The 18,585-nt window shown below is 68.3% G+C and carries 18 protein-coding genes; 6 read left to right on the top strand and 12 right to left on the bottom strand.

Annotated features, from left to right (window positions below; translation table 11 throughout):
- Nucleotides 1-75: 75 nt before the first annotated feature.
- The gene (locus tag E8D38_RS06670; RefSeq protein ID WP_140627137.1) at nucleotides 76-1,278 is read left to right on the top strand and encodes an FIST signal transduction protein; all 1,203 of its coding nucleotides are present in this window, start codon (nucleotides 76-78) and stop codon (nucleotides 1,276-1,278) included.
- Here E8D38_RS06670 and E8D38_RS06665 read toward each other — a convergent pair.
- Entirely contained in the window at nucleotides 1,269-2,432 is a 1,164-nt protein-coding gene (locus E8D38_RS06665) for an FAD-dependent oxidoreductase (protein ID WP_140627135.1), read from the bottom strand. The genes E8D38_RS06670 and E8D38_RS06665 overlap by 10 nt on opposite strands.
- A gap of 96 nt (nucleotides 2,433-2,528) precedes the next feature.
- On the opposite strand from E8D38_RS06665, the gene E8D38_RS06660 reads away from it, so the two are divergent.
- A complete protein-coding gene (locus E8D38_RS06660) occupies nucleotides 2,529-3,104 on the top strand; it encodes a TetR/AcrR family transcriptional regulator (protein WP_140627133.1) in 576 nt (191 codons plus the stop codon).
- Here the strand turns inward: E8D38_RS06660 and E8D38_RS06655 are convergent.
- Nucleotides 3,034-4,014 (bottom strand): LysR family transcriptional regulator, encoded by a 981-nt coding sequence (locus E8D38_RS06655; protein ID WP_140627130.1) that lies wholly within the window; start codon nucleotides 4,012-4,014, stop codon nucleotides 3,034-3,036. The two genes, E8D38_RS06660 and E8D38_RS06655, sit on opposite strands and share 71 nt — an antisense overlap.
- Nucleotides 4,015-4,123: 109 nt before the next feature.
- Here E8D38_RS06655 and E8D38_RS06650 point away from each other — a divergent pair, with 109 nt between their 5' ends.
- The 4 genes from E8D38_RS06650 (at nucleotide 4,124) to glcF (ending at nucleotide 8,814) form a co-directional block, all read left to right on the top strand.
- The gene (locus E8D38_RS06650) at nucleotides 4,124-4,837 is read left to right on the top strand and encodes a type 1 glutamine amidotransferase domain-containing protein (RefSeq protein ID WP_140627128.1); all 714 of its coding nucleotides are present in this window, start codon (nucleotides 4,124-4,126) and stop codon (nucleotides 4,835-4,837) included.
- Nucleotides 4,838-4,956: 119 nt separating this feature from the next.
- The gene (locus tag E8D38_RS06645) at nucleotides 4,957-6,471 is read left to right on the top strand and encodes an FAD-linked oxidase C-terminal domain-containing protein (protein ID WP_140627126.1); all 1,515 of its coding nucleotides are present in this window, start codon (nucleotides 4,957-4,959) and stop codon (nucleotides 6,469-6,471) included.
- Between the two features lie 8 nt (nucleotides 6,472-6,479).
- On the top strand, nucleotides 6,480-7,565 hold the full coding sequence (gene glcE / locus E8D38_RS06640) for a glycolate oxidase subunit GlcE (protein WP_140627123.1): 1,086 nt from the start codon (nucleotides 6,480-6,482) through the stop codon (nucleotides 7,563-7,565).
- A gap of 13 nt (nucleotides 7,566-7,578) precedes the next feature.
- The gene (gene glcF / locus E8D38_RS06635; RefSeq protein ID WP_140627121.1) at nucleotides 7,579-8,814 is read left to right on the top strand and encodes a glycolate oxidase subunit GlcF; all 1,236 of its coding nucleotides are present in this window, start codon (nucleotides 7,579-7,581) and stop codon (nucleotides 8,812-8,814) included.
- A gap of 23 nt (nucleotides 8,815-8,837) precedes the next feature.
- On the opposite strand, the gene E8D38_RS06630 is transcribed toward glcF, so the two are convergent.
- The 10 genes from E8D38_RS06630 to glpD all read right to left on the bottom strand — a co-directional run bounded on the left by E8D38_RS06630 (nucleotide 8,838) and on the right by glpD (nucleotide 18,559).
- Nucleotides 8,838-9,083, bottom strand: coding sequence for a hypothetical protein (locus E8D38_RS06630; protein ID WP_181178974.1), 246 nt, complete (start codon nucleotides 9,081-9,083; stop codon nucleotides 8,838-8,840).
- Between the two features lie 230 nt (nucleotides 9,084-9,313).
- Nucleotides 9,314-10,261, bottom strand: coding sequence for a porin (locus E8D38_RS06625; protein ID WP_181178958.1), 948 nt, complete (start codon nucleotides 10,259-10,261; stop codon nucleotides 9,314-9,316).
- Between the two features lie 102 nt (nucleotides 10,262-10,363).
- Nucleotides 10,364-10,600, bottom strand: coding sequence for a hypothetical protein (locus E8D38_RS06620; protein WP_140627115.1), 237 nt, complete (start codon nucleotides 10,598-10,600; stop codon nucleotides 10,364-10,366).
- A gap of 245 nt (nucleotides 10,601-10,845) precedes the next feature.
- Nucleotides 10,846-12,579 carry an ABC transporter substrate-binding protein gene (locus tag E8D38_RS06615; protein ID WP_140627113.1) on the bottom strand — a complete coding sequence of 578 codons (1,734 nt, stop codon included), beginning with the start codon at nucleotides 12,577-12,579 and terminating at the stop codon, nucleotides 10,846-10,848.
- An 84-nt stretch (nucleotides 12,580-12,663) separates the two neighbouring features.
- The gene (locus E8D38_RS06610; protein ID WP_140627110.1) at nucleotides 12,664-12,972 is read right to left on the bottom strand and encodes a DUF2160 domain-containing protein; all 309 of its coding nucleotides are present in this window, start codon (nucleotides 12,970-12,972) and stop codon (nucleotides 12,664-12,666) included.
- Nucleotides 12,973-13,002: 30 nt separating this feature from the next.
- Nucleotides 13,003-13,818: a carbohydrate ABC transporter permease gene (locus E8D38_RS06605; RefSeq protein WP_140627108.1), complete on the bottom strand. Its 816-nt coding sequence runs from the start codon at nucleotides 13,816-13,818 to the stop codon at nucleotides 13,003-13,005.
- Nucleotides 13,815-14,702 carry a carbohydrate ABC transporter permease gene (locus E8D38_RS06600; protein ID WP_140627106.1) on the bottom strand — a complete coding sequence of 296 codons (888 nt, stop codon included), beginning with the start codon at nucleotides 14,700-14,702 and terminating at the stop codon, nucleotides 13,815-13,817. The genes E8D38_RS06605 and E8D38_RS06600 overlap by 4 nt, the downstream gene beginning before the upstream one ends.
- A complete protein-coding gene (locus E8D38_RS06595) occupies nucleotides 14,699-15,772 on the bottom strand; it encodes an ABC transporter ATP-binding protein (protein WP_140627104.1) in 1,074 nt (357 codons plus the stop codon). Before E8D38_RS06595 ends, E8D38_RS06600 begins: the two co-directional genes overlap by 4 nt.
- A gap of 88 nt (nucleotides 15,773-15,860) precedes the next feature.
- A complete protein-coding gene (locus E8D38_RS06590) occupies nucleotides 15,861-16,937 on the bottom strand; it encodes an ABC transporter ATP-binding protein (protein WP_140627103.1) in 1,077 nt (358 codons plus the stop codon).
- Complete coding sequence (gene glpD, locus E8D38_RS06585; RefSeq protein ID WP_425462757.1) at nucleotides 16,937-18,559, bottom strand: glycerol-3-phosphate dehydrogenase; 1,623 nt, start codon at nucleotides 18,557-18,559, stop codon at nucleotides 16,937-16,939. The genes E8D38_RS06590 and glpD overlap by 1 nt, the downstream gene beginning before the upstream one ends.
- Between the last annotated feature and the right edge of the window lie 26 nt (nucleotides 18,560-18,585).

Below are 18,585 nucleotides of genomic sequence, written 5' to 3'. Positions count from 1 at the left end.
GGCTGTACACCTTTTGACGCGCGCGGCCGAACCGCCTGCTGTTATCGTGGGCGCCGGATCCGCCTGCCTCCTGCCATGACACCATTTGCCTGCGCCCACGCCACGCACCCGGACTGGCGCATGGCCCTCGGACTGGCCCTTGCCCAGCTCGAAGCTCAAGTGGCCGGACACAGCGGCCTCACGCTGGGCTGGATCTACCTCACCGATCACTACGCCGGCGCTGCCGAAGCGGTGCTCGAGCGCCTGCGTGAGCGCTTCCCGGGTGTCGCCTGGGTGGGTGGGGTGGGGGTCGGCGTGTCGGGCAGCGGCGTCGAATACTTCGACGAGCCCGCCCTGACGCTGATGCTGGGCGACGTGCCGCGCGACCAGTTCAAGCTGTTCTCGGGCCTGCGCCCGCTGTCCGGCTTTTCAGCGCAGACCGCACTGGTGCACGCCGATGCCGGCACGCCCGATCTGGGGGAACTGATCGTCGAGCTCGCCGAGCGCACCGATGCGGGCTATGTCTTCGGCGGCCTGACGGCTGCGCGCACACGGGCGCTGCACATGGCCGACGGCGTGTTCGAGGGCGGCCTCTCCGGCGTGGCATTCGGCGCGGGCGTCGGCATCGTCTCCCGGGTCACGCAGGGCAGCCAGCCGGTGGGCCCCGCGCGGCGTATCACCGAGGCTGAACAGAATGTGGTGGTGTCGCTCGACAACGAGCCGGCGCTCGAATGCCTGCTGCACGACCTGCAGCTCGACGCCGCAAGGCCGCGCGAGGTGCTGCCCCGGTTGCGAAACACGCTGGTCGGACTCACCGACGCCGGTGACACCGTCGTCACGCGGCCCGGCCAGTTCGGCACCGACGTGCGGGTGCGACACCTTGTAGGCATCGACCCGGGCCGGCGCGGCGTGGCGATTGCCGACCGAGCCCAGGTGGGCGCGCAGCTGGCTTTCTGCACCCGCAACGTCGAAGCAGCGCGACGCGACCTGGTGCGCATCTGTACCGAGATCCGCGAGGAAGTCGAGCCGGAAACCCAGCCGCTGGAGCAGGCGCTGCAAGGGCGAGGTGCCGACCCAGGCCACCCGGCCCACACCATGCCGGGCATTGCCGGCGCGGTGTACGTGAGCTGCGCCGGCCGCGGCGGCCCGCATTTCGGTGCGCCGTCGGCCGAACTGGCCATCGTGAAGCACGCGCTCGGCGATGTGCCACTGGTCGGTTTTTTTGCCGGCGGCGAAATCGCGCATCACCACCTGTATGGCTACACCGGCGTCCTGACGGTGTTCACCCATCAGCGATAGACCAGCCCCGAGAGCCGCCACGCCAGGCGCTGGCGGAACGCAGGCAGCCGCGACAGGCACGACAGCAGCAGGTTGCGCAAGCCCCGCAATCCCGGCCGAACCGTGGCCAGGCGCGTGAGGCGATCGGCGAAGGCCACCACCTGCTGCGCGACCGGCCGGCGCCGGCTGCCGTAGGCATCGAGCGCACTCTCGTCGCCCTTCAGCGCCCGGGCCAGCGCATCGGCCAGGCTCATCGCGTCGAGGATGCCGGCATTCATGCCCTGGCCGCCCGCCGGGCTGTGCACATGGGCCGCGTCGCCGGCCAGCAGCACGCGCCCGGCGCGATAGCTGTCGGCCACGCGGTGATGCACCCGGAAGCGCGAGCCCCACAGCACCTCGCGCACGACGGCGCGCTCGCGCTGCGGGCCGCGTGCGTCGAGCAGCGCCTGCACGCAGGCGGCCGAGGGCTGTTCGGGCGCATCGTCCACCGTGGCGACGATGCGGTGGACGCCGCCGGGCAGCGGGGCCACCACCACCATGCCGGCCGGCGAGAAGTACAGGATCACCTCGTCGGCCGGAGCGCCTGCGTCCAGGTGCACGTCGGCCAGCACGAACGACTCGCCGTAGCTGCCGCCCGAGAACGGTATGCCGCACAGCTCCCGCACGCTGCTATGCATGCCGTCGGCACCCACCAGGTAGCGGGCGCGCAGCCGGCTGCCATCGTCCAGCGTCGCGGTGACCCCGCCTGGGTCCTGCGCGAGGGCCGCCAGCGCGCGCGGCCGCAGCACATGGCCGCCCAGTGCTGCCAGGCGCTGCAGCAGCACGTCTTCGGTCACCGCCTGCGACACCATCAGCGTGTAGGGATAGCGGGTGGGCAGCTGCGAGAAGCCGATCGGCACCAGCACACGATCGCGATCGCGGATGGTGAAGCGCTGGGCGGGAATTCCCAGGCCGACCAGCGTCTGCGAAACGCCCAGGGGCTCCAGCACTTCCAGGGTGCGCGCATGCACGACGGCGGCCCGCGAGGTGTTGGCGCCTTCGGCCTGGCGGTCGATGACGCCGGCGCGGATGCCGCGGCTGGCGAGCGCAACGGCCAGCGCAAGGCCGGTCGGCCCGGCGCCGACGATGAGCACGTCGGCATCGAAGCCGTTGCGGGATGGAGAGTCGACGGTCATGGCGGATTCCTCTTGTCAACAGTTGTTGGTCAACACATGTTGACAATAGATGCACAAAACCAGGATGTCAACAGCCGTTGACATATACTGGATGACATGCGCAACGAAGAAGACGCCCCCGCCCCGCGCCGCTCCGACGCCACCAAGGCCGCCATCCTGGCCGCAGCGCGCGAGCAGTTCGCCGCCAACGGCTACCAGGCCGCCACCATCCGGGCGGTCGCGGCCCAGGCCGGCATCGACCCGGCGATGGTCATGCGCTACTTCGGCAACAAGGAAGGGCTGTTCGCCGCCGCCGCCGAGTTCGACCTGCGTCTGCCCGACCTGTCCGCCCGGCCGCGCCGCGAAGTGGGCGCCGCGCTGGTCGAGCACTTCCTCGACCGCTGGGAGTGCGACGAAACGCTGATGGCGCTGCTGCGGACCGCGGTCACCCACGAGGCGGGAGCCGAGCGCATGCAGGCCATCTTTGCCACGCAGGTCGGGCCGATGGTGGCGCGGCTGTGCGGCGAGACGGGTGCGGCCGCCGCGCGCCGCGCCGGGCTCATCGCCACGCAGATCCTCGGCCTTGCGCTGTGCCGCTATGTGCTCAGGCTGCCACCGGTGGTCAACCAGAAGCGCGCGGAGCTCGTGCGGCGCGTGGGCGCGACGGTGCAGGCCTACCTCTACGACGACTGACGCCCTGCACCTCATTCAGCAGGAAGTCCACGAACGCCTTCACGCCGGCCGACAGGTGCCGGTTGTGCGGGTACAGCGCCGAGAACGGCCGGCTGCGGCCGCGCAGGTCCTGCAGCACCTCGACCAGCTCGCCACGCTGCAGCGCCTCGGCCGCGACGAAGTCGAAGGTCTGGCACAGGCCGGCGCCGGCCCGGGCCAGGCTCACGCACCCCAGCACGTCGTCGCTCACACGCCAGCGGCTGTCGAACGCCAGGTCATGCTCCCGGCCGCCCGCCACGAAGATCCACGGCACGGGGCGGCCGGTGCTGGGCAGTTCGAACTGGATGCAGGCGTGCTGACGCAGATCGTCGAGCGAACGCGGCGTGCCGTGCCTGCGCAGGTAGGCCGGTGATGCATACACGCCGACGGCGGCATCCTCGAGCGTGCGCGCCACCAGCCGGCTGTCCGGCGGGTTGCCGGCCCGGATGGCCAGGTCGTAGCCCTCCTCGACGAAGTCGATGTTGCGGTTCGAGACGTTGAGCTCGACCGCCAGCTGCGGATGTCGCTCCATCAGCCGCGGCAGCAGCGGCAGCAGCCGGTGATGCGCATAGGTGGTGGGCGCGCTGATGCGCAGGGTGCCCACCGGCTGGCCCTGCCGGCCGGTGATGGCGCGCTCGGCGGCCTCGATCTGGCCCAGCGCTTGCCGGCAATGCTCGAAGTACAGGCGCCCGTCGTCGGTGAGCCGCACCTGACGCGTGGTACGCACGAAGAGCTTGACCTTCAGCCGCGCCTCCAGGCGGGCGATCGAGCGGCTCACTGCCGCCGGCGTGAGGCCGAGGGCCTGCGCCGCGGCGGTGAAGCTGCCCAGTTCGGCAGCCCGGCAGAAGAGCTCGATGCTGCCCAGCTGCACGGGCTCGAAGTGGCGGCTCATCAGCGCTTGTTCCTTTGCGTAATCAATGAATTGAAGCTGCGGCCATTTTCTTACGGCGGCAGCGCCAATACAGTGACTTCACATTCAAGCACCCTCGAGGAACCCTCCCATGAGCAAGCAGACCCGCGTCCTGATGATCCTGACCTCCAACAACGTGATGGGCCAGCACGGCAAGCCCACCGGCATCTGGGCCGAGGAGCTGGCCGCGCCCTACTACGCGCTGGCCGACGCCGGCGCGGTGGTCGACTTCGCGTCGCCGCGCGGTGGCGCCGCCCCCTTCGACGAGCAGAGCCTCAAGCCTGCCGGCCAGAACGAGTCGCCGGCCGTCGAGCGGCTGGTGAAGGACGAGGCGCTGCAGCGCCGGCTCGCGCAGGTGCCGGTGGCCGCTTCGGTGGATGCATCGGCCTATGACGCGGTGTTCTTCCCCGGCGGCCACGGCACGATGTGGGACCTGCCCGGCGATGCCGGCGTGCAGCGCGCGGTCGAATCGGCCTGGGCGGCCGGCAAGTTCGTCGCGGCGGTATGCCATGGCCCCGCCGGGCTGGTGAGCGCGAAGCGGCCGGACGGGCAGTCCATCCTGGCCGGCAAGCGCGTCAACGGTTTCACCGACGAGGAAGAGGTCGCCGTGGGCCTGGCCGACATCGTGCCCTTCCACCTGGAGCAGCGCATGCGCGAGCTGGGCGGGCGCTTCGAGCGCGGCCCGAACTGGAGCGCCTATGCGGTGCGCGACGGCCAGCTCATCACCGGCCAGAACCCGATGTCGTCCGCCGCGGTGGCCGCCGAGCTGCTCGCCGCCCTGGGCCTGAACGCGCGCGCTGCCTGAGCGCCAGTTCCTCTTTCCACGCAGCGCGGTCACGGTTGATGTGACCGCGTCCGTTCAGGCCGTGCTCAGCACGCGCGCAGTACAGTCGGGGCAGCCTCAAAGAGCCAGGCCGCCCCGCGATGAACGCCCAGCCAGAACTCGCCCCTCCCACCGCTCACACCGCCACGACCGATCGCGCCGCCCGCCAGGCTGAAGTGGTGAATGCCCTGAAGGGCGTGCTGCCGGCCCATGCGCTGCTGTGGCGGCGCGAGGACACCGTGCCCTACGAGTGCGACGGACTCACCGCCTACCGCGAGCAGCCCCTGGTCGTGGCCTTGCCCGAGACCGACGAGCAGGTGGCGGCCGTGCTGCGCGCCTGCCATGGCCTCAAGGCGCCGGTGGTGGCGCGCGGCGCGGGCACCGGCCTGTCCGGCGGCGCGCTGCCGCATGCGCTGGGCGTGACGCTGTCGCTGGCGAAGTTCAACCGCATCCGGAAGGTCGATCCGCTGGCGCGTGTGGCGGTCGTGCAATGCGGCGTGCGCAACCTCGCCATCAGCGAAGCGGCCGCGCCCTTCGGCCTCTATTACGCCCCGGACCCGAGCAGCCAGATCGCCTGCACCATCGGCGGCAACGTGGCCGAGAACTCAGGCGGCGTGCACTGCCTCAAGTACGGCCTCACCGTGCACAACGTGCTGAAGCTGCGCGGCTACACGGTCGAAGGCGAAGCCTTCGAGTTCGGCAGCGACGCGCTCGATGCAGCAGGGCTCGACCTGCTGTCGGTGTTCATCGGCAGCGAAGGCATGCTGGGCGTGGTGACCGAGGTGACGGTCAGGCTGCTGCCCAAGCCGCCCACCGCGCGCTGCATCATGGCCAGCTTCGACGACATCCGCAAAGCTGGAGACGCGGTGGCCAACATCATCGGCGAAGGCATCATCCCCGCCGGCCTCGAGATGATGGACAAGCCGATGACCGCCGCAGTCGAGGACTTCGTGCATGCCGGCTACGACCTCAATGCCGAGGCGATCCTGCTGTGCGAAAGCGACGGCACCCGCGAGGAGGTGAACGAAGAGATCGGCCGCATGATGGACGTGCTGGTCGGCTCGGGCGCCACCCGCGTCGAAGTGAGCAGGGACGAGGCGCAGCGCCTCAAGTTCTGGAGCGGCCGCAAGAACGCCTTCCCGGCCTCCGGCCGCATCAGCCCCGACTACATGTGCATGGACTCGACCATCCCGCGCAAGAGGCTGGCCGACATCCTGATCGCCATCGCGCAGATGGAAACGAAATACGGGCTGCGCTGTGCCAACGTGTTCCATGCCGGCGACGGCAACCTGCACCCGCTGATCCTGTTCGATGCCAACGACGCCGACCAGCTGCACCGCGCAGAGCTCTTCGGCGCCGACATCCTGGAAACCAGCGTGGCGCTGGGGGGCACGGTCACCGGCGAGCACGGCGTGGGCGTCGAGAAGCTCGGCTCGATGTGCGTGCAGTTCAGCCCTGAAGAACGCGAGCAGATGCTGGCGCTCAAGCGCGCCTTCGATCCCGATGGCCTGCTCAACCCCGGCAAGGTGATCCCCACGCTGGCGCGCTGCGCCGAGTACGGAAAGATGCACGTGAAACGCGGGCTGCTGCCCTTCCCCGACCTGCCGAGGTTCTGAACACGACGATGGATCTCGCACTCACGGACCTGGTCGAGCGCGTGCGCGGCGCGGCCGCCACCCAGACGCCGCTGCGCATCCGCGGCGCGGGCAGCAAGGACTTCTACGGCGGCTCGCTGCGCGGCGACCTGCTCGACGTCAGCGGACTGGCCGGCATCAGCAGCTACGAACCGACCGAGCTGGTGGTCACCGCACGCGCCGGCACGCCGCTGGCCGAACTGGAAGCCGCGCTGGCCGAACGGGGCCAGTGCCTTGCCTTCGAGCCGCCGCGGTTCGGCGGCGGCGGCACGGTGGGCGGCATGGTGGCCGCCGGGCTGTCCGGCCCGCCGCGCGCCAGCGCGGGTGCGGTGCGCGACTACCTGCTCGGCGCCACGCTGCTCAACGGCCGTGCCGAGGTGCTGAGCTTCGGCGGGCAGGTGATGAAAAACGTCGCGGGCTACGACGTCTCACGCCTGCTGGCCGGCTCGATGGGCACGCTGGGAGTCATCCTCGAGGTATCGCTCAAGGTCCTGCCCATGGCGCCGGCGACGGCCACGCTGCGTTTCGAGCTGCCGCAGGCCGAGGCGCTGCAGCACCTGCACACGCTGGCGGCCCGGCCGCTGCCGCTCAACGCCAGCGCCTGGTGGGACGGCACGCTGGTGCTGCGGCTGCGCGGCGCCCATGCCGCCGTGCAGGCGGCCATGCAGGAGCTCGGCGGCGAGCTGATCGACCCGGTGTTCGCCAGCCAGTTCTGGAACGGCCTGCGCGACCACAGCGACGAGTTCTTCCAGAAGGCACGCGGCGCCGTCGATGCCGGCGCGGCGCTGTGGCGCCTGTCGCTGCCGCAGACGGCTCCGCCGCTGCCGGTGTCGGGCGAACTGCTGGTGGAATGGGGCGGCGCGCAACGCTGGCTGTGCACCACCGCACCGGCCGCCGGCGTGCGCGAGGCGGCGGCCCGGCTGGGCGGGCATGCGACGCTGTTCTACGCGGCCAACAAGGCGGCCGGCGCGTTCGCCCCGCTCTCCGCGCCGCTGGATCGCATCCACCGCGAATTGAAGAAGGCATTCGATCCGGCGGGCATCTTCAACCGCGGGCGACTGTACGCGGACCTCTGAATTCACCACGACGATGCAGACGCACCTCGCCCCCGAGTTCCAGAACACGCATGAAGGCCGCGACGCCGAGGCCATCCTGCGCAAGTGCGTGCATTGCGGTTTCTGCACCGCCACCTGCCCCACCTACCAGTTGCTGGGCGACGAGCTCGACGGGCCGCGCGGGCGCATCTACCTGATGAAGCAGGTGCTCGAAGGCGCCGAGCCCACCCGCAGCACGCAGCTGCACCTCGACCGCTGCCTCACCTGCCGCAACTGCGAGTCCACCTGCCCTTCGGGCGTTCAGTACGGCACCCTGGTCGACATCGGCCGCCAGATCGTCGAAGCCAAGGTCGAGCGCCCGGCGGGCGAACGGGTGAAGCGCTGGCTGCTGAAGGAGGGGCTGACCTCCGCGCTGTTCGCGCCGGCCATGAAGCTCGGGCAGGCGGTGCGGCCGCTGCTGCCGGCCACGCTCAGGAACAAGGTGCCGCCGAAGCCCGCCACGCGTGCGCACTTCTGGCCCACGCGCCAGCATCCGCGCAAGGTGCTGCTGCTGCTGGGCTGCGTGCAGCCGGCCATGATGCCCAACATCAACAGCGCGACCGCACGCGTGCTCGACGCCGCCGGCATCCAGGCCGTGGTGGCCGACGGCACGGGCTGCTGCGGCGCCATCCGCGCGCACCTGAACGACCACGAGGGTGGCCTGGCCGACATGCGCCGCAACATCGATGCCTGGTGGCCGCTGGTCGAACGCGGCGACGTGGAGGCGATCGTCATGAACGCCTCCGGCTGCGGCGTCACGGTCAAGGAATACGGTCGCCATCTGGCGCACGACACTGCCTACGCCGAGCGGGCCTCGCGCATCGCGTCGTTGACCAAGGACCTCTCCGAGCTGCTGCCCGAGCTGCTGCCCAAGCTCAAGCCCAAGCTGCGTTCACTGCGCAACCGGAAGCTCGCCTTCCACCCGCCTTGCACCCTGCAGCATGGGCAGCAGTTGCGAGGCGGGGTCGAAACGGGGCTGCGCGAGCTGGGCTTCGAGGTGGGCCTTGCGCCTGCCGAGAGTCACCTGTGCTGCGGTTCGGCCGGCACCTACTCGGTGCTGCAACCGAAGCTGGCCTACGAGCTGCGCGACCGCAAGCTCGCACAGCTGCAGCCGCTCGCGCCGCAGGCCATCGTGTCAGCCAACATCGGCTGCATCCAGCACCTGCAAAGCGGCACCGACACGCCGGTCAGGCACTGGATCGAAGTGCTGGACGAAGCGCTGCCGGCCTGAGCGGCGCAGCGGCGATCGAAGGCTCACGCGCGCGGCGGATTGACTGGCGGGTCCCGCACCGGGGGCATGGTCGGCTCGGGTTCCTTGATGTCGGGCACCTCGGGCTCGGGCGGCGGCGGGGCCGGCACCTCGATCGGCGGGTCCTCCGGAGGTGAATGCATGCGCAGGCCGCGAGCGGGATGCAGGCGCACACGTTTCAGCAAGGTAGGGATGTGGGCACCAAAAGGTGGCTGGGGAAAGAACAGGTTCAAGGTCTTGGCAATTCGCATACAGCCCGCCCCCAGCTTGGGTACGCCGGGCGCGCTCGAAAGGCCATGTGACGGCCTGCCCTTTCAATATCGTTGACCGCCTGCAGCAGCACCGTCAGCGTGGAGCGGACGCCGGTGTAGGACCACACTGAGCTTCACCGCACGCGCACAGAAAGAAAAAAGGCCACCCCGAAGGGTGGCCTGAACGCTCTCGAAAACTTCTGACGGGCGAGTTGCAGCGCCCGGCTTCATCAGAAGTTGTGCTTGATGCCGAGATCGAAACCGTTTTTCTCCAGGTTCGCGGCCATGTTGTCGCGACGCTCGCTCACCAGGTCGGCATAGACCGTGGTGCGCTTGGAGAGGAAATAGTGGTAGCCAATGCCGGCCTGCTTGTCGAGCTTGCGCGACAGGTCCTTGTTCTTCAGCTCGCCGTAGCTGGCGCGCAGCTCGCCGCCGCCGATCGGAGCGGCCGCAGACACGAGGTACGACTGCACCTTCTGCGCAGCGGTGTTCTTGCCCGAGCCGTAGAACGCGCCCAGCTTCAGGAAGCCGAGGTTGTACGAGCCGTTGATCGTGGCCCAGCGGTCGTCGGTGTCGGAGGGGTTCTCGAAGCCCACGCCCACGACGATCGGGCCGGCGACATACGAACCACCCAGGCTGTAGGGACGCTTCTGCGCGTCGCCGACGGCGTTGCTGGAGGCTTCCGCGACCTGCGCGCCGAAGGAGAAGCCGGCGATCGAGTAGCGGTAGTTCACGGTGTCGCTGTAGCGCGTGGTGCCGACGCGGCCGTTGACGATGGTGCCGTTGGTGGCCACGGTGTCGGTGCCGAACGGATCGGCCGGACCTTGGCTGAACGTGTAGGCCGGGTTCTCTTCGCGACCCAGCGTCACGCGGCCGAAACCGCCTTCGAGGCCGACGATGGACTTGCCTTCCCAATAGCGGTCGGCATTGCTTTGCGTGCCGGTGTCGGCGTTGAAGCGGTGTTCGATCTGGAACACGGCCTTCAGGCCGCCGCCCAGGTCTTCGACGCCGCGGAAGCCCAGGCGGCTGCCCGAACCATTGCGGACTTCGCGGTTCTTCACCGCATCGGCCTGCTGCGCCAGCGAGAGGTCAACGCGGCCATACACCGTGACGGACGACTGTGCCGAAGCTGCACCAGCAGTACCAAGCACGGCGAGGGCGATCAGGGATTTTTTCATCTTCATCTTTCCTGCGGACTGAGGGGGAAGCACTGCAAGGTGGCAGTCACCGTGCGGTGCCGGGGTGGGACAACCGTGAAAGCGCGGTTGGCACGTCGGGCATCAGCACTTGTTGCTCGACGTTTGCTTGGGGGCCGGCTCGGCAGCGAGCATCACGCGCTCGGCCGGCGCGATGAAGTCCGCGCTCAGCAGGCCGGTCAGCTCGCCTGTGGCAACGGCGGCATGAACTGCATCCTTCAGGGCAACCGCGTCAGCCCGATCGGGCGCGGACGCCTGAGCCATCAGGCTGGTGGTCATCAGCAACAGGCCGCCGGACAGCGATGCGGCAAAACGATTCATTCGGGTGGGAGGCCAATGCGTCCTGAATGGACGATGGCCGCGACTCTAGGCAGCTTGCCCTAGTCGATAAACACGGCGCCCAGCAATGGGGCATTTCACCTACGCGAACAATGCGGACACATGGCCGTCACGTAGGGTCTTTCAGGCGTCCTTAACGAAAAAACAAAAAGCCGCTGCACACGACCAACGCGTGCAGCGGCATGCAACACGATGCCGGTCAGGCCGGCATCAGAGGAGACAACGGATCAGCGCACCTTGCCTTCCTTCCAGGCTTGCAGCAGGCGCGAATAGTCGATGGTTTCACCCTTCGGCTTTTCGTTGGCGAGCTTGGCCCACGGAGCCTGCTTGTCGCTCAGCCACTTCTTCGAGTCTTCCTTCTTGTTGAGCTTGGGCGCGCATTTGGCCATGCCGGCGCGCTCGAGGCGGGCCAGCACCTGGTCCATTTCGTCGGCCAGCGTGTCCATCGCACCCTGCGGGGTCTTTTCACCCGTCACCGCCTGCGCCACGTTCTTCCACCACAGCTGCGCCAGCTTCGGGTAGTCGGGCACGTTGGTGCCGGTGGGCGACCAGGCCACGCGGGCCGGGCTGCGATAGAACTCCACCAGCCCGCCGAGCTTGGGCGCCATGTCGGTCATGGCCTTGCTCTGGATGTCGCTCTCGCGGATCGGCGTGAGACCCACGATGGTCTTCTTCAGCGAGGTCGACTTGGCGGTGATGAACTGCGCATACAGCCAGGCGGCCGCGGTGCGGTTCTCGTCGTGGTTGGCGAAGAAGGTCCACGAGCCCACGTCCTGGTAGCCGTTCTGCATGCCCTGCTTCCAGTACGGGCCGTTGGGGCCGGGGGCCATGCGCCACTTCGGCGTGCCGTCCTCGTTCACCACCGGCAGGCCCTTCTTGGTCATGTCGGCGGTGAAGGCGGTGTACCAGAAGATCTGCTGGGCGATCTGGCCTTGCGCGGGCACCGGGCCGGCTTCGCCGAAGGTCATGCCGGTGGCTTCCTTCGGCGCGTACTTCTTCATCCAGTCCACGTACTTGGTGAGCGCATACACGGCGGCCGGCGAGTTGGTCGCGCCGCCGCGCGCCACCGAGGCGCCCACCGGCGTGCACTTGTCGTCGGCCACGCGGATGCCCCACTCGTCGATCGGCAGGCCGTTGGGCGTGCCGATGTCGGCGGTGCCGGCCATCGACAGCCAGGCATCGGTGAAGCGCCAGCCGAGCGACGGATCCTTCTTGCCGTAGTCCATGTGGCCATAGATCGGCTTGCCGTCGATGGTCTTCACGTCGTTGGTGAAGAACTCGGCGATGTCCTCGTAGGCACTCCAGTTCAGCGGCACGCCCAGGTCATAGCCGTACTTCTCGCGGAACTTGCGCTTCAGGTCCTGGCGGGCGAAGAGGTCGGCGCGGAACCAGTACAGGTTGGCGAACTGCTGGTCGGGCAGCTGGTACAGCTTGCCGTCCGGCGCGGTGGTGAACTTGGTGCCGATGAAGTCCTTCAGGTCCAGCCCGGGGTTGGTGTAGTCCTTGCCCTTGCCGGCCATGTAGTCGGTCAGGTTCATGATCTTCCCGTACCGGTAGTGGGTACCGATCAGGTCGGAGTCGCTGATCCAGCCGTCATAGATGGACTTGCCCGACTGCATCGAGGTCTGCAGCTTCTCGACCACGTCACCTTCCTGGATCAGGTCGTGCTTGACCTTGATGCCGGTGATCTCCTCGAAGGCCTTGGCCATGGTCTTCGATTCGTATTCGTGCGTCGTGATGGTTTCCGAGACCACCGAGATTTCCTTGACCCCCTTGGCCTGCAGCTTCTTGGCTGCCTCGATGAACCACTTCATCTCGGCCAGCTGCTGGTCCTTGCTCAGCGTGGACGGCTGGAACTCGTTGTCGATCCACTTCTTGGCTTCGGCTTCGCCGGCCCAGGCGGCCTGGCCGGCCAAGGCAGCCATCGAAGCCACGGCCAGCGCAGTGAACTTCACCTTCATCACTCATCTCCTCGTTGTTTCTTCCCCGTTGTGCGTGAAGACATCGGCCCCGGGGAAGCTGGCGGGCCGCATCCTTGAAGCGATTCAGCCGCGCCGCATGATCAATGCGAGCACCGCCATCGAGATCACGAAGCTGATCCACACGCTCGGCTCGCTCTCCAGCGAGAACCACTGCATGAACTTGTCGGCCAGGCCCACGAAGGCCAGGTTGATGTAGGCCGCGGTGAGCAGCCCGATGAAGAGGCGGTCGCCGCGCGTGGTTTCCAGCGGCAGGAAGCCGCGGCGCGACGTGGTGGGTGACTTGAGCTCCCACACCGTCATGCCGATCAGCATCAGCACGATGCAGGTGAAGAAGACGGCCACGGGAGTGGTCCAGACCATCCAGGCAAACATATCTCGAACTCCTCGGGGTCTGTGTCGACCCTAAACGCGGCCCATCGCGAATCCTTTCGCGATGTAGTGGCGAACGAACCAGATCACGATCGCGCCCGGCACGATGGTCAGCACGCCGGCGGCGGCCAGCACGGCCCAGTCCATGCCGGAGGCCGACACGGTGCGGGTCATGGTGGCCACGATGGGCTTGGCGTCCACGCTGGTCAGCGTGCGGGCGAGCAGCAGCTCGACCCAGCTGAACATGAAGCAGAAGAACGCCGCCACGCCCACGCCGGCCTTGATGAGCGGCAGGAAGATCGTGAGGAAGAAGCGCGGGAACGAGTAGCCGTCGATGTAGGCGGTTTCGTCGATCTCGCGCGGGATGCCGCTCATGAAGCCTTCGAGGATCCACACCGCCAGCGGCACGTTGAACACCAGGTGCGCCAGCGCCACCGCGATGTGCGTGTCCATGAGTCCCAGCGTCGTGTAGAGCTGGAAGAACGGCAGCAGGAACACCGCAGGCGGCGTCATGCGGTTGGTGAGCAGCCAGAAGAACACGTGCTTGTCGCCCAGGAAGCTGTAGCGCGAGAACGCATAGGCCGCCGGCAGCGCCACGGTGATGGAGATCACCGTGTTGATGGCCACGTAGATGAGGCTGTTGATGTAGCCCGAGTACCAGGACTCGTCGGTGAAGATGGTCTTGTAGTTGTCCCAGGTGAAGGTCTGCGGCCAGAACGAGAAGCTGGAGAGGATCTCCTCGTTGGTCTTGAAGCTCATGTTCACCATCCAGTAGATCGGCAGGATGGCGAACAGCAGGTAGACGATCAGGAAGATCGTGCGCTTCTGGAATTTCGAGCCCGTGTTCATTCCGCGACCTCCTTGTCAGCGGTGCCCACGCGCTGCATCCAGTTGTAGAGGATGAAGCACAGCAGCAGGATGATGAGGAAGTAGATCAGCGAGAACGCCGCGGCCGGGCCGAGGTCGAACTGGCCGACCGCCTTCTGGGTGAGGTACTGGCTGAGGAAGGTGGTGGCATTGCCCGGGCCGCCGCCGGTGAGCACGAAGGGCTCGGTGTAGATCATGAAGCTGTCCATGAAGCGCAGCAGCACCGCGATCATCAGCACGCCGCGCATCTTGGGCAGCTGGATGTAGCGGAACACGGCGAACTTGGAGGCGCCATCGATGCGCGCCGCCTGGTAGTAGGCGTCGGGGATCGAGCGCAGTCCGGCGTAGCACAGCAGCGCCACCAGCGGCGTCCAGTGCCACACGTCCATGACGAGCACGGTGATCCAGGCATCGGTGGCATTGCCGGTGTAGCTGTAGTCGAAGCCGAGGTACTGCAGCGCCGCGCCCAGCAGGCCGATGTCGCCGCGGCCGAAGATCTGCCAGATGGTGCCCACCACGTTCCAGGGAATCAGCAGCGACAGCGCAACCAGCACGAGCACGGCCGAGGCCTTCCAGCCCTGCGCCGGCATGGCCAGCGCGAGCAGGATGCCCAGCGGGATCTCCACCGCCAGCACCGACAGCGAATAGCCCAGCTGGCGCCACAGCGCCGCATGCAGGTCCTCGTCGCGCATCACCGCGGCGAACCATTCGGTGCCGACGAACACCCGGCGTTCCGGATCGATGATGTCCTGCACCGAGTAGTTCACCACCGTCATCAGCGGCAGGATGGCCGAGAAGGCCACGCAGATGAAGACCGGCAGCACCAGCAGCCAGGCCTTCTGGTTGATCGGTTTGAGCGCGTTCATGCGACCAGTACCTCGTTCTTGTAGAAGCAGGTGTGGGTGCCCAGCACCTTGAGCCATGCCACCTCGCCCGGTGCCGGCACCGCCTGTTCGGGCGACACGCGTGCGCGCAGCGTGATGTCGCCCTGCTTCGCGGTCAGCAGCGTGTAGGTGCCGATGTCCTGCGCGCTGGCCACCGTGAGCGGCAGCGCCTGCGGGTCGTTGGCGGAGCTGAGCGTCACGTACTCGGGCCGCACGCCCAGCTTCACCGCCCCTTCGAGCGGCTTGGCGCTCGGAAGCGGCAGGCTGCGCCCCGCCACCTGCAGCACGCCGCCCTGTACCTCGCCTTCGAGGAAGTTCATGCCCGGCGAACCGATGAAATGGCCGACGAAGGTGTGCGCCGGGCGCTCGAACAGGTCGCTCGCGGTGCCCACCTGCACCGCGCGACCGCGGGTCATCACCACCACCTGGTCGGCGAAGGTCAGCGCCTCGACCTGGTCGTGGGTCACGTAGATGAGGGTGAGCTTGAGCTCGTGGTGGATCTGCTTGAGCTTGCGGCGCAGCTGCCACTTCAGGTGCGGGTCGATCACCGTGAGCGGCTCGTCGAACAGCACGGCCGACACGTCCTCGCGCACCAGGCCGCGGCCCAGCGAGATCTTCTGCTTGGCATCGGCCGACAGGTTGGCGGCTCGCTGGTTGAGCTGGCCCGACATCTCGAGCATCTCGGCGATGCGGCCGACACGCTGCGTGATCTTGTCCGGCGCGACGCCACGGTTGCGCAGCGGAAAGGCCAGGTTCTCGGCGACCGTCATGGTGTCGTAGATCACCGGGAACTGGAACACCTGCGCGATGTTGCGGCCCTGCGGCGACAGCTTGGTGACGTCCATGCCGTTGAAGCGCACCGTGCCATGCGATGGCTCGAGCAGCCCCGAGATGATGTTGAGCATGGTGGTCTTGCCGCAGCCCGAAGGCCCCAGCAGCGCATAGGCGCCGCCGTCTTCGAAGCTCATCTTCAGCGGCAGCAGCGCGTAGTCGCTGTCTTCCTTCGGGTTGGGCCGGTAGGCGTGTGCGAGGTCGAGGTCGATGCGGGCCATCATGCGCTCCGTAGGGCCGCTCCAAGGAGGGCATGCGCCCCCTCGGGGGGCAGTGCAGCGGCGAAGCCGCAAACGTGGAGGCTCATCATCAGCGGGCTCCTTTCGCTCGCGCAGGCGCGACGAGCAGGTTGCCTGCCGCGTCGAACACGTACACCTGCGCCGGGTTCATGTAGAGCGTGATCGAGGCGCCCAGGTCGAAGTAGTGCACCCCGGTGAGCTGCGCCACCAGTTCGCCCACCGCCGTGTGCACGTGCACGAAGGTGTCGGAACCGGAGATCTCGGCCAGCTCCACCTTGCCGGGCAGCGCCACGTCGCCGTCGCGCCGCTGCACCCGCAGGGCGCCGGCGCGCACGCCGATGGTGAGCGACTTGCTCGCGGCAGCGGGCAGCGGAATCTGCAGCGCCGGGCCTGCATTGAGAACGACACCCAGCGTGGCCGCCTCGGCCGCGACCAGGTTCATCGGCGGGTCGCTGAAGGCCCGTGCCACCCGCAGCGACTTCGGCGCATGGAACACCTCGGCCGTCGGCCCGTACTGCAGCAGCTCGCCGGCGTCCATCACAGCCGTGTAGCCGCCCAGCAGCAGGGCCTCGCCCGGCTCGGTGGTGGCGTACACCACGGTGGAGTCCCCTGCCGCGAACAGCGCCGAGAGTTCCTCGCGCAGCTCTTCGCGCAGCTTGTAGTCCAGGTTCACCAGCGGCTCGTCGAGCAGCATCAGCGGTGCGTTCTTGGCCAGGGCGCGGGCCAGCGCCACGCGCTGCTGCTGGCCGCCCGACAGCTCGGCCGGCAGGCGCTTCAGGAACGGCTCGATGTGCAGCTTGGCGGCCAGCTGCTGCACGCGCGCGGCGATGTTCGATTCGCCGCGCAGCTTCAGCGGCGAGGCGATGTTGTCGTAGACCGAGAGCGACGGGTAGTTGATGAACTGCTGGTAGACCATCGCGACGTTGCGGTCGCGCACCGGCTTGCCGGTCACGTCGGCGCCGTCGACCTTCACCGTGCCCCGGGTGGGCGCATCCAGCCCCGCCATGATGCGCATCAGCGAGGTCTTGCCCGCCTGCGTGGCGCCCAGCAGCACCGTCACCGCGCGCGGCACGAGCGCGAGATTCATCGGGTACAGGTGGGTGCTCGGCCCCACCTGCTTGCTCACATCTTCCAGCGTGAGTTGCATCACGCGACCTTTCGTTTGGTTTGAGCGCCGGCTTGCGCCAGCCACTGCGTCACTTGTTGTTGTTCACCCTGGGTGTAGTGCAGGCCGAGCTTGGAGCGGCGCCAGAGCACGTCGCTGGCGTCCACCGCCCACTCCTCGCGCCGCAGGTAGTGCAGCTCGGCCTCGTGCAGCCCCGGCGCCACTTCGGCACCGAGGTCGGCCAGCGAGCGGGCGTTGTCCAGCACGCGGTCGACACGCGAGCCATAGGCGCGGGCCAGGCGGCGCGCCAGCGCGGCAGACAGCCACGGATGACGGCGCTGCAGTTCGACGACGAAACGCTCGAAATCGGTGTCGGGCCGCTGTGCCTTGCCGATGTAGGCCGACAGGTCGCCGCCGGGCAGGTGCGCGCCTTCGGTCCACGCGCGGCGCTGGTCACCGAGCAGCCGGCCGAGTTCGTCGGCCGCATCCTCGGCCAGCTTGCGGAAGGTGGTGATCTTGCCGCCCCACACGCTGAGCAGCGGCGCCCCCGCGTCGTGATTGGCTTCGAGCAGGTAGTCGCGCGTCACCGCCGACGGGTCGCCCGATGCGTCGTCGAGCAGCGGGCGCACGCCCGAATAGCTCCACACCACATCGGACGGCCGGATGGCCTGCTTGAAGTAGCGGCTCGCCTGCTCGCACAGGTAGGCGGTTTCCTTGGCGTCGATGTGTGCCTGCCCCGGGTCGCCTTCGAGTTCCACGTCGGTGGTGCCGATCAGCGTGAAGCGGTCCTCGTAGGGGATGGCGAAGATGATGCGCTTGTCGGGGTTCTGGAAGATGTAGGCATGGTCGTGCTCGAACACCCGCGGCACGATGATGTGGCTGCCCTTCACCAGGCGCAGGCTCCTGGTGGCGAGCGCTTCGCCGCGCGCGGGCCGTGCCACGTCTCGCAGGAAGCTCTCGGCCCACGGCCCGGCGGCATTGACGAGCGCGCGTGCCTGCACCGTGCGCTGCGTGCCGTCGCGCGACTGCAGCTGGGCGGTCCAGCCTTGTTCGTCGCGCTGGGCCGACACCACGGCGGTGTGCGTGAGCACCGTGGCGCCCTTGGCCTGCGCATCGATCGCGTTGAGCACCACCAGCCGCGCATCGTTGACCCAGCCGTCGGAGTAGACGAAGCCGTGGGTGAACTGCGGCTTCAGCGGCGCGCCCACCTTGTGCGCGCGCAGGTTCACGCCTTCTGAGCCGGGCAGCACCTCGCGGCGCGCCAGGTGGTCGTACAGGAAGAGCCCGATGCGGATCATCCAGACCGGCCGCAGGAAATTGGCCTTGGGGTCGTGCGGCATCACGAAGCGCAGCGGCCACATGATGTGCGGCGCGCTCTTGAGCAGCACCTCGCGCTCCATCAGCGCCTTGCGAACCAGGCCGAACTCGTAGTACTCGAGGTAGCGCAGCCCGCCGTGGATGAGCTTGGTGGACGACGACGAGGTGTGCGCCGCGAGGTCGTCGCGTTCGGCCAGCAGCACGCGCCAGCCGCGGCCCGCGAGGTCGCGCGCGATGCCGCAGCCGTTGATGCCGCCGCCCACGACGAGCACGTCGTATCGGCCGGCATCGGGCGCCGTGGCAGGCGAGGTCGAAGGCGCCGACGGGGTCGGCGGCAGCGTGGTCAAACCAGTTCTCCTGAGGGTGGGGCCGG

The organism is Methylibium rhizosphaerae (assembly GCF_006386545.1).
Taxonomy (GTDB): domain Bacteria; phylum Pseudomonadota; class Gammaproteobacteria; order Burkholderiales; family Burkholderiaceae_C; genus Pseudorivibacter; species Pseudorivibacter rhizosphaerae.
Note: the sequence above shows the minus strand (reverse complement) of the source record. Positions and strands in the feature narration are given on the sequence as shown.

Excerpts from the sequence above, each read along its gene's own strand:
- E8D38_RS06600 (WP_140627106.1), bottom strand. The coding sequence starts at position 14,702 with ATGAACGCGCTCAAACCGATCAACCAGAAGGCCTGGCTGCTGGTGCTG.
- E8D38_RS06630 (WP_181178974.1), bottom strand. The coding sequence starts at position 9,083 with ATGCGAATTGCCAAGACCTTGAACCTGTTCTTTCCCCAGCCACCTTTT.
- E8D38_RS06625 (WP_181178958.1), bottom strand. The coding sequence starts at position 10,261 with ATGAAAAAATCCCTGATCGCCCTCGCCGTGCTTGGTACTGCTGGTGCA.
- E8D38_RS06655 (WP_140627130.1), bottom strand. The coding sequence starts at position 4,014 with ATGAGCCGCCACTTCGAGCCCGTGCAGCTGGGCAGCATCGAGCTCTTC.
- E8D38_RS06670 (WP_140627137.1), top strand. The coding sequence starts at position 76 with ATGACACCATTTGCCTGCGCCCACGCCACGCACCCGGACTGGCGCATG.
- E8D38_RS06665 (WP_140627135.1), bottom strand. The coding sequence starts at position 2,432 with ATGACCGTCGACTCTCCATCCCGCAACGGCTTCGATGCCGACGTGCTC.
- glcF (WP_140627121.1), top strand. The coding sequence starts at position 7,579 with ATGCAGACGCACCTCGCCCCCGAGTTCCAGAACACGCATGAAGGCCGC.
- glcE (WP_140627123.1), top strand. The coding sequence starts at position 6,480 with ATGGATCTCGCACTCACGGACCTGGTCGAGCGCGTGCGCGGCGCGGCC.
- E8D38_RS06620 (WP_140627115.1), bottom strand. The coding sequence starts at position 10,600 with ATGAATCGTTTTGCCGCATCGCTGTCCGGCGGCCTGTTGCTGATGACC.
- E8D38_RS06610 (WP_140627110.1), bottom strand. The coding sequence starts at position 12,972 with ATGTTTGCCTGGATGGTCTGGACCACTCCCGTGGCCGTCTTCTTCACC.
- E8D38_RS06660 (WP_140627133.1), top strand. The coding sequence starts at position 2,529 with ATGCGCAACGAAGAAGACGCCCCCGCCCCGCGCCGCTCCGACGCCACC.
- E8D38_RS06605 (WP_140627108.1), bottom strand. The coding sequence starts at position 13,818 with ATGAACACGGGCTCGAAATTCCAGAAGCGCACGATCTTCCTGATCGTC.
- E8D38_RS06650 (WP_140627128.1), top strand. The coding sequence starts at position 4,124 with ATGAGCAAGCAGACCCGCGTCCTGATGATCCTGACCTCCAACAACGTG.
- E8D38_RS06595 (WP_140627104.1), bottom strand. The coding sequence starts at position 15,772 with ATGGCCCGCATCGACCTCGACCTCGCACACGCCTACCGGCCCAACCCG.
- E8D38_RS06645 (WP_140627126.1), top strand. The coding sequence starts at position 4,957 with ATGAACGCCCAGCCAGAACTCGCCCCTCCCACCGCTCACACCGCCACG.
- E8D38_RS06590 (WP_140627103.1), bottom strand. The coding sequence starts at position 16,937 with ATGCAACTCACGCTGGAAGATGTGAGCAAGCAGGTGGGGCCGAGCACC.
- E8D38_RS06615 (WP_140627113.1), bottom strand. The coding sequence starts at position 12,579 with ATGAAGGTGAAGTTCACTGCGCTGGCCGTGGCTTCGATGGCTGCCTTG.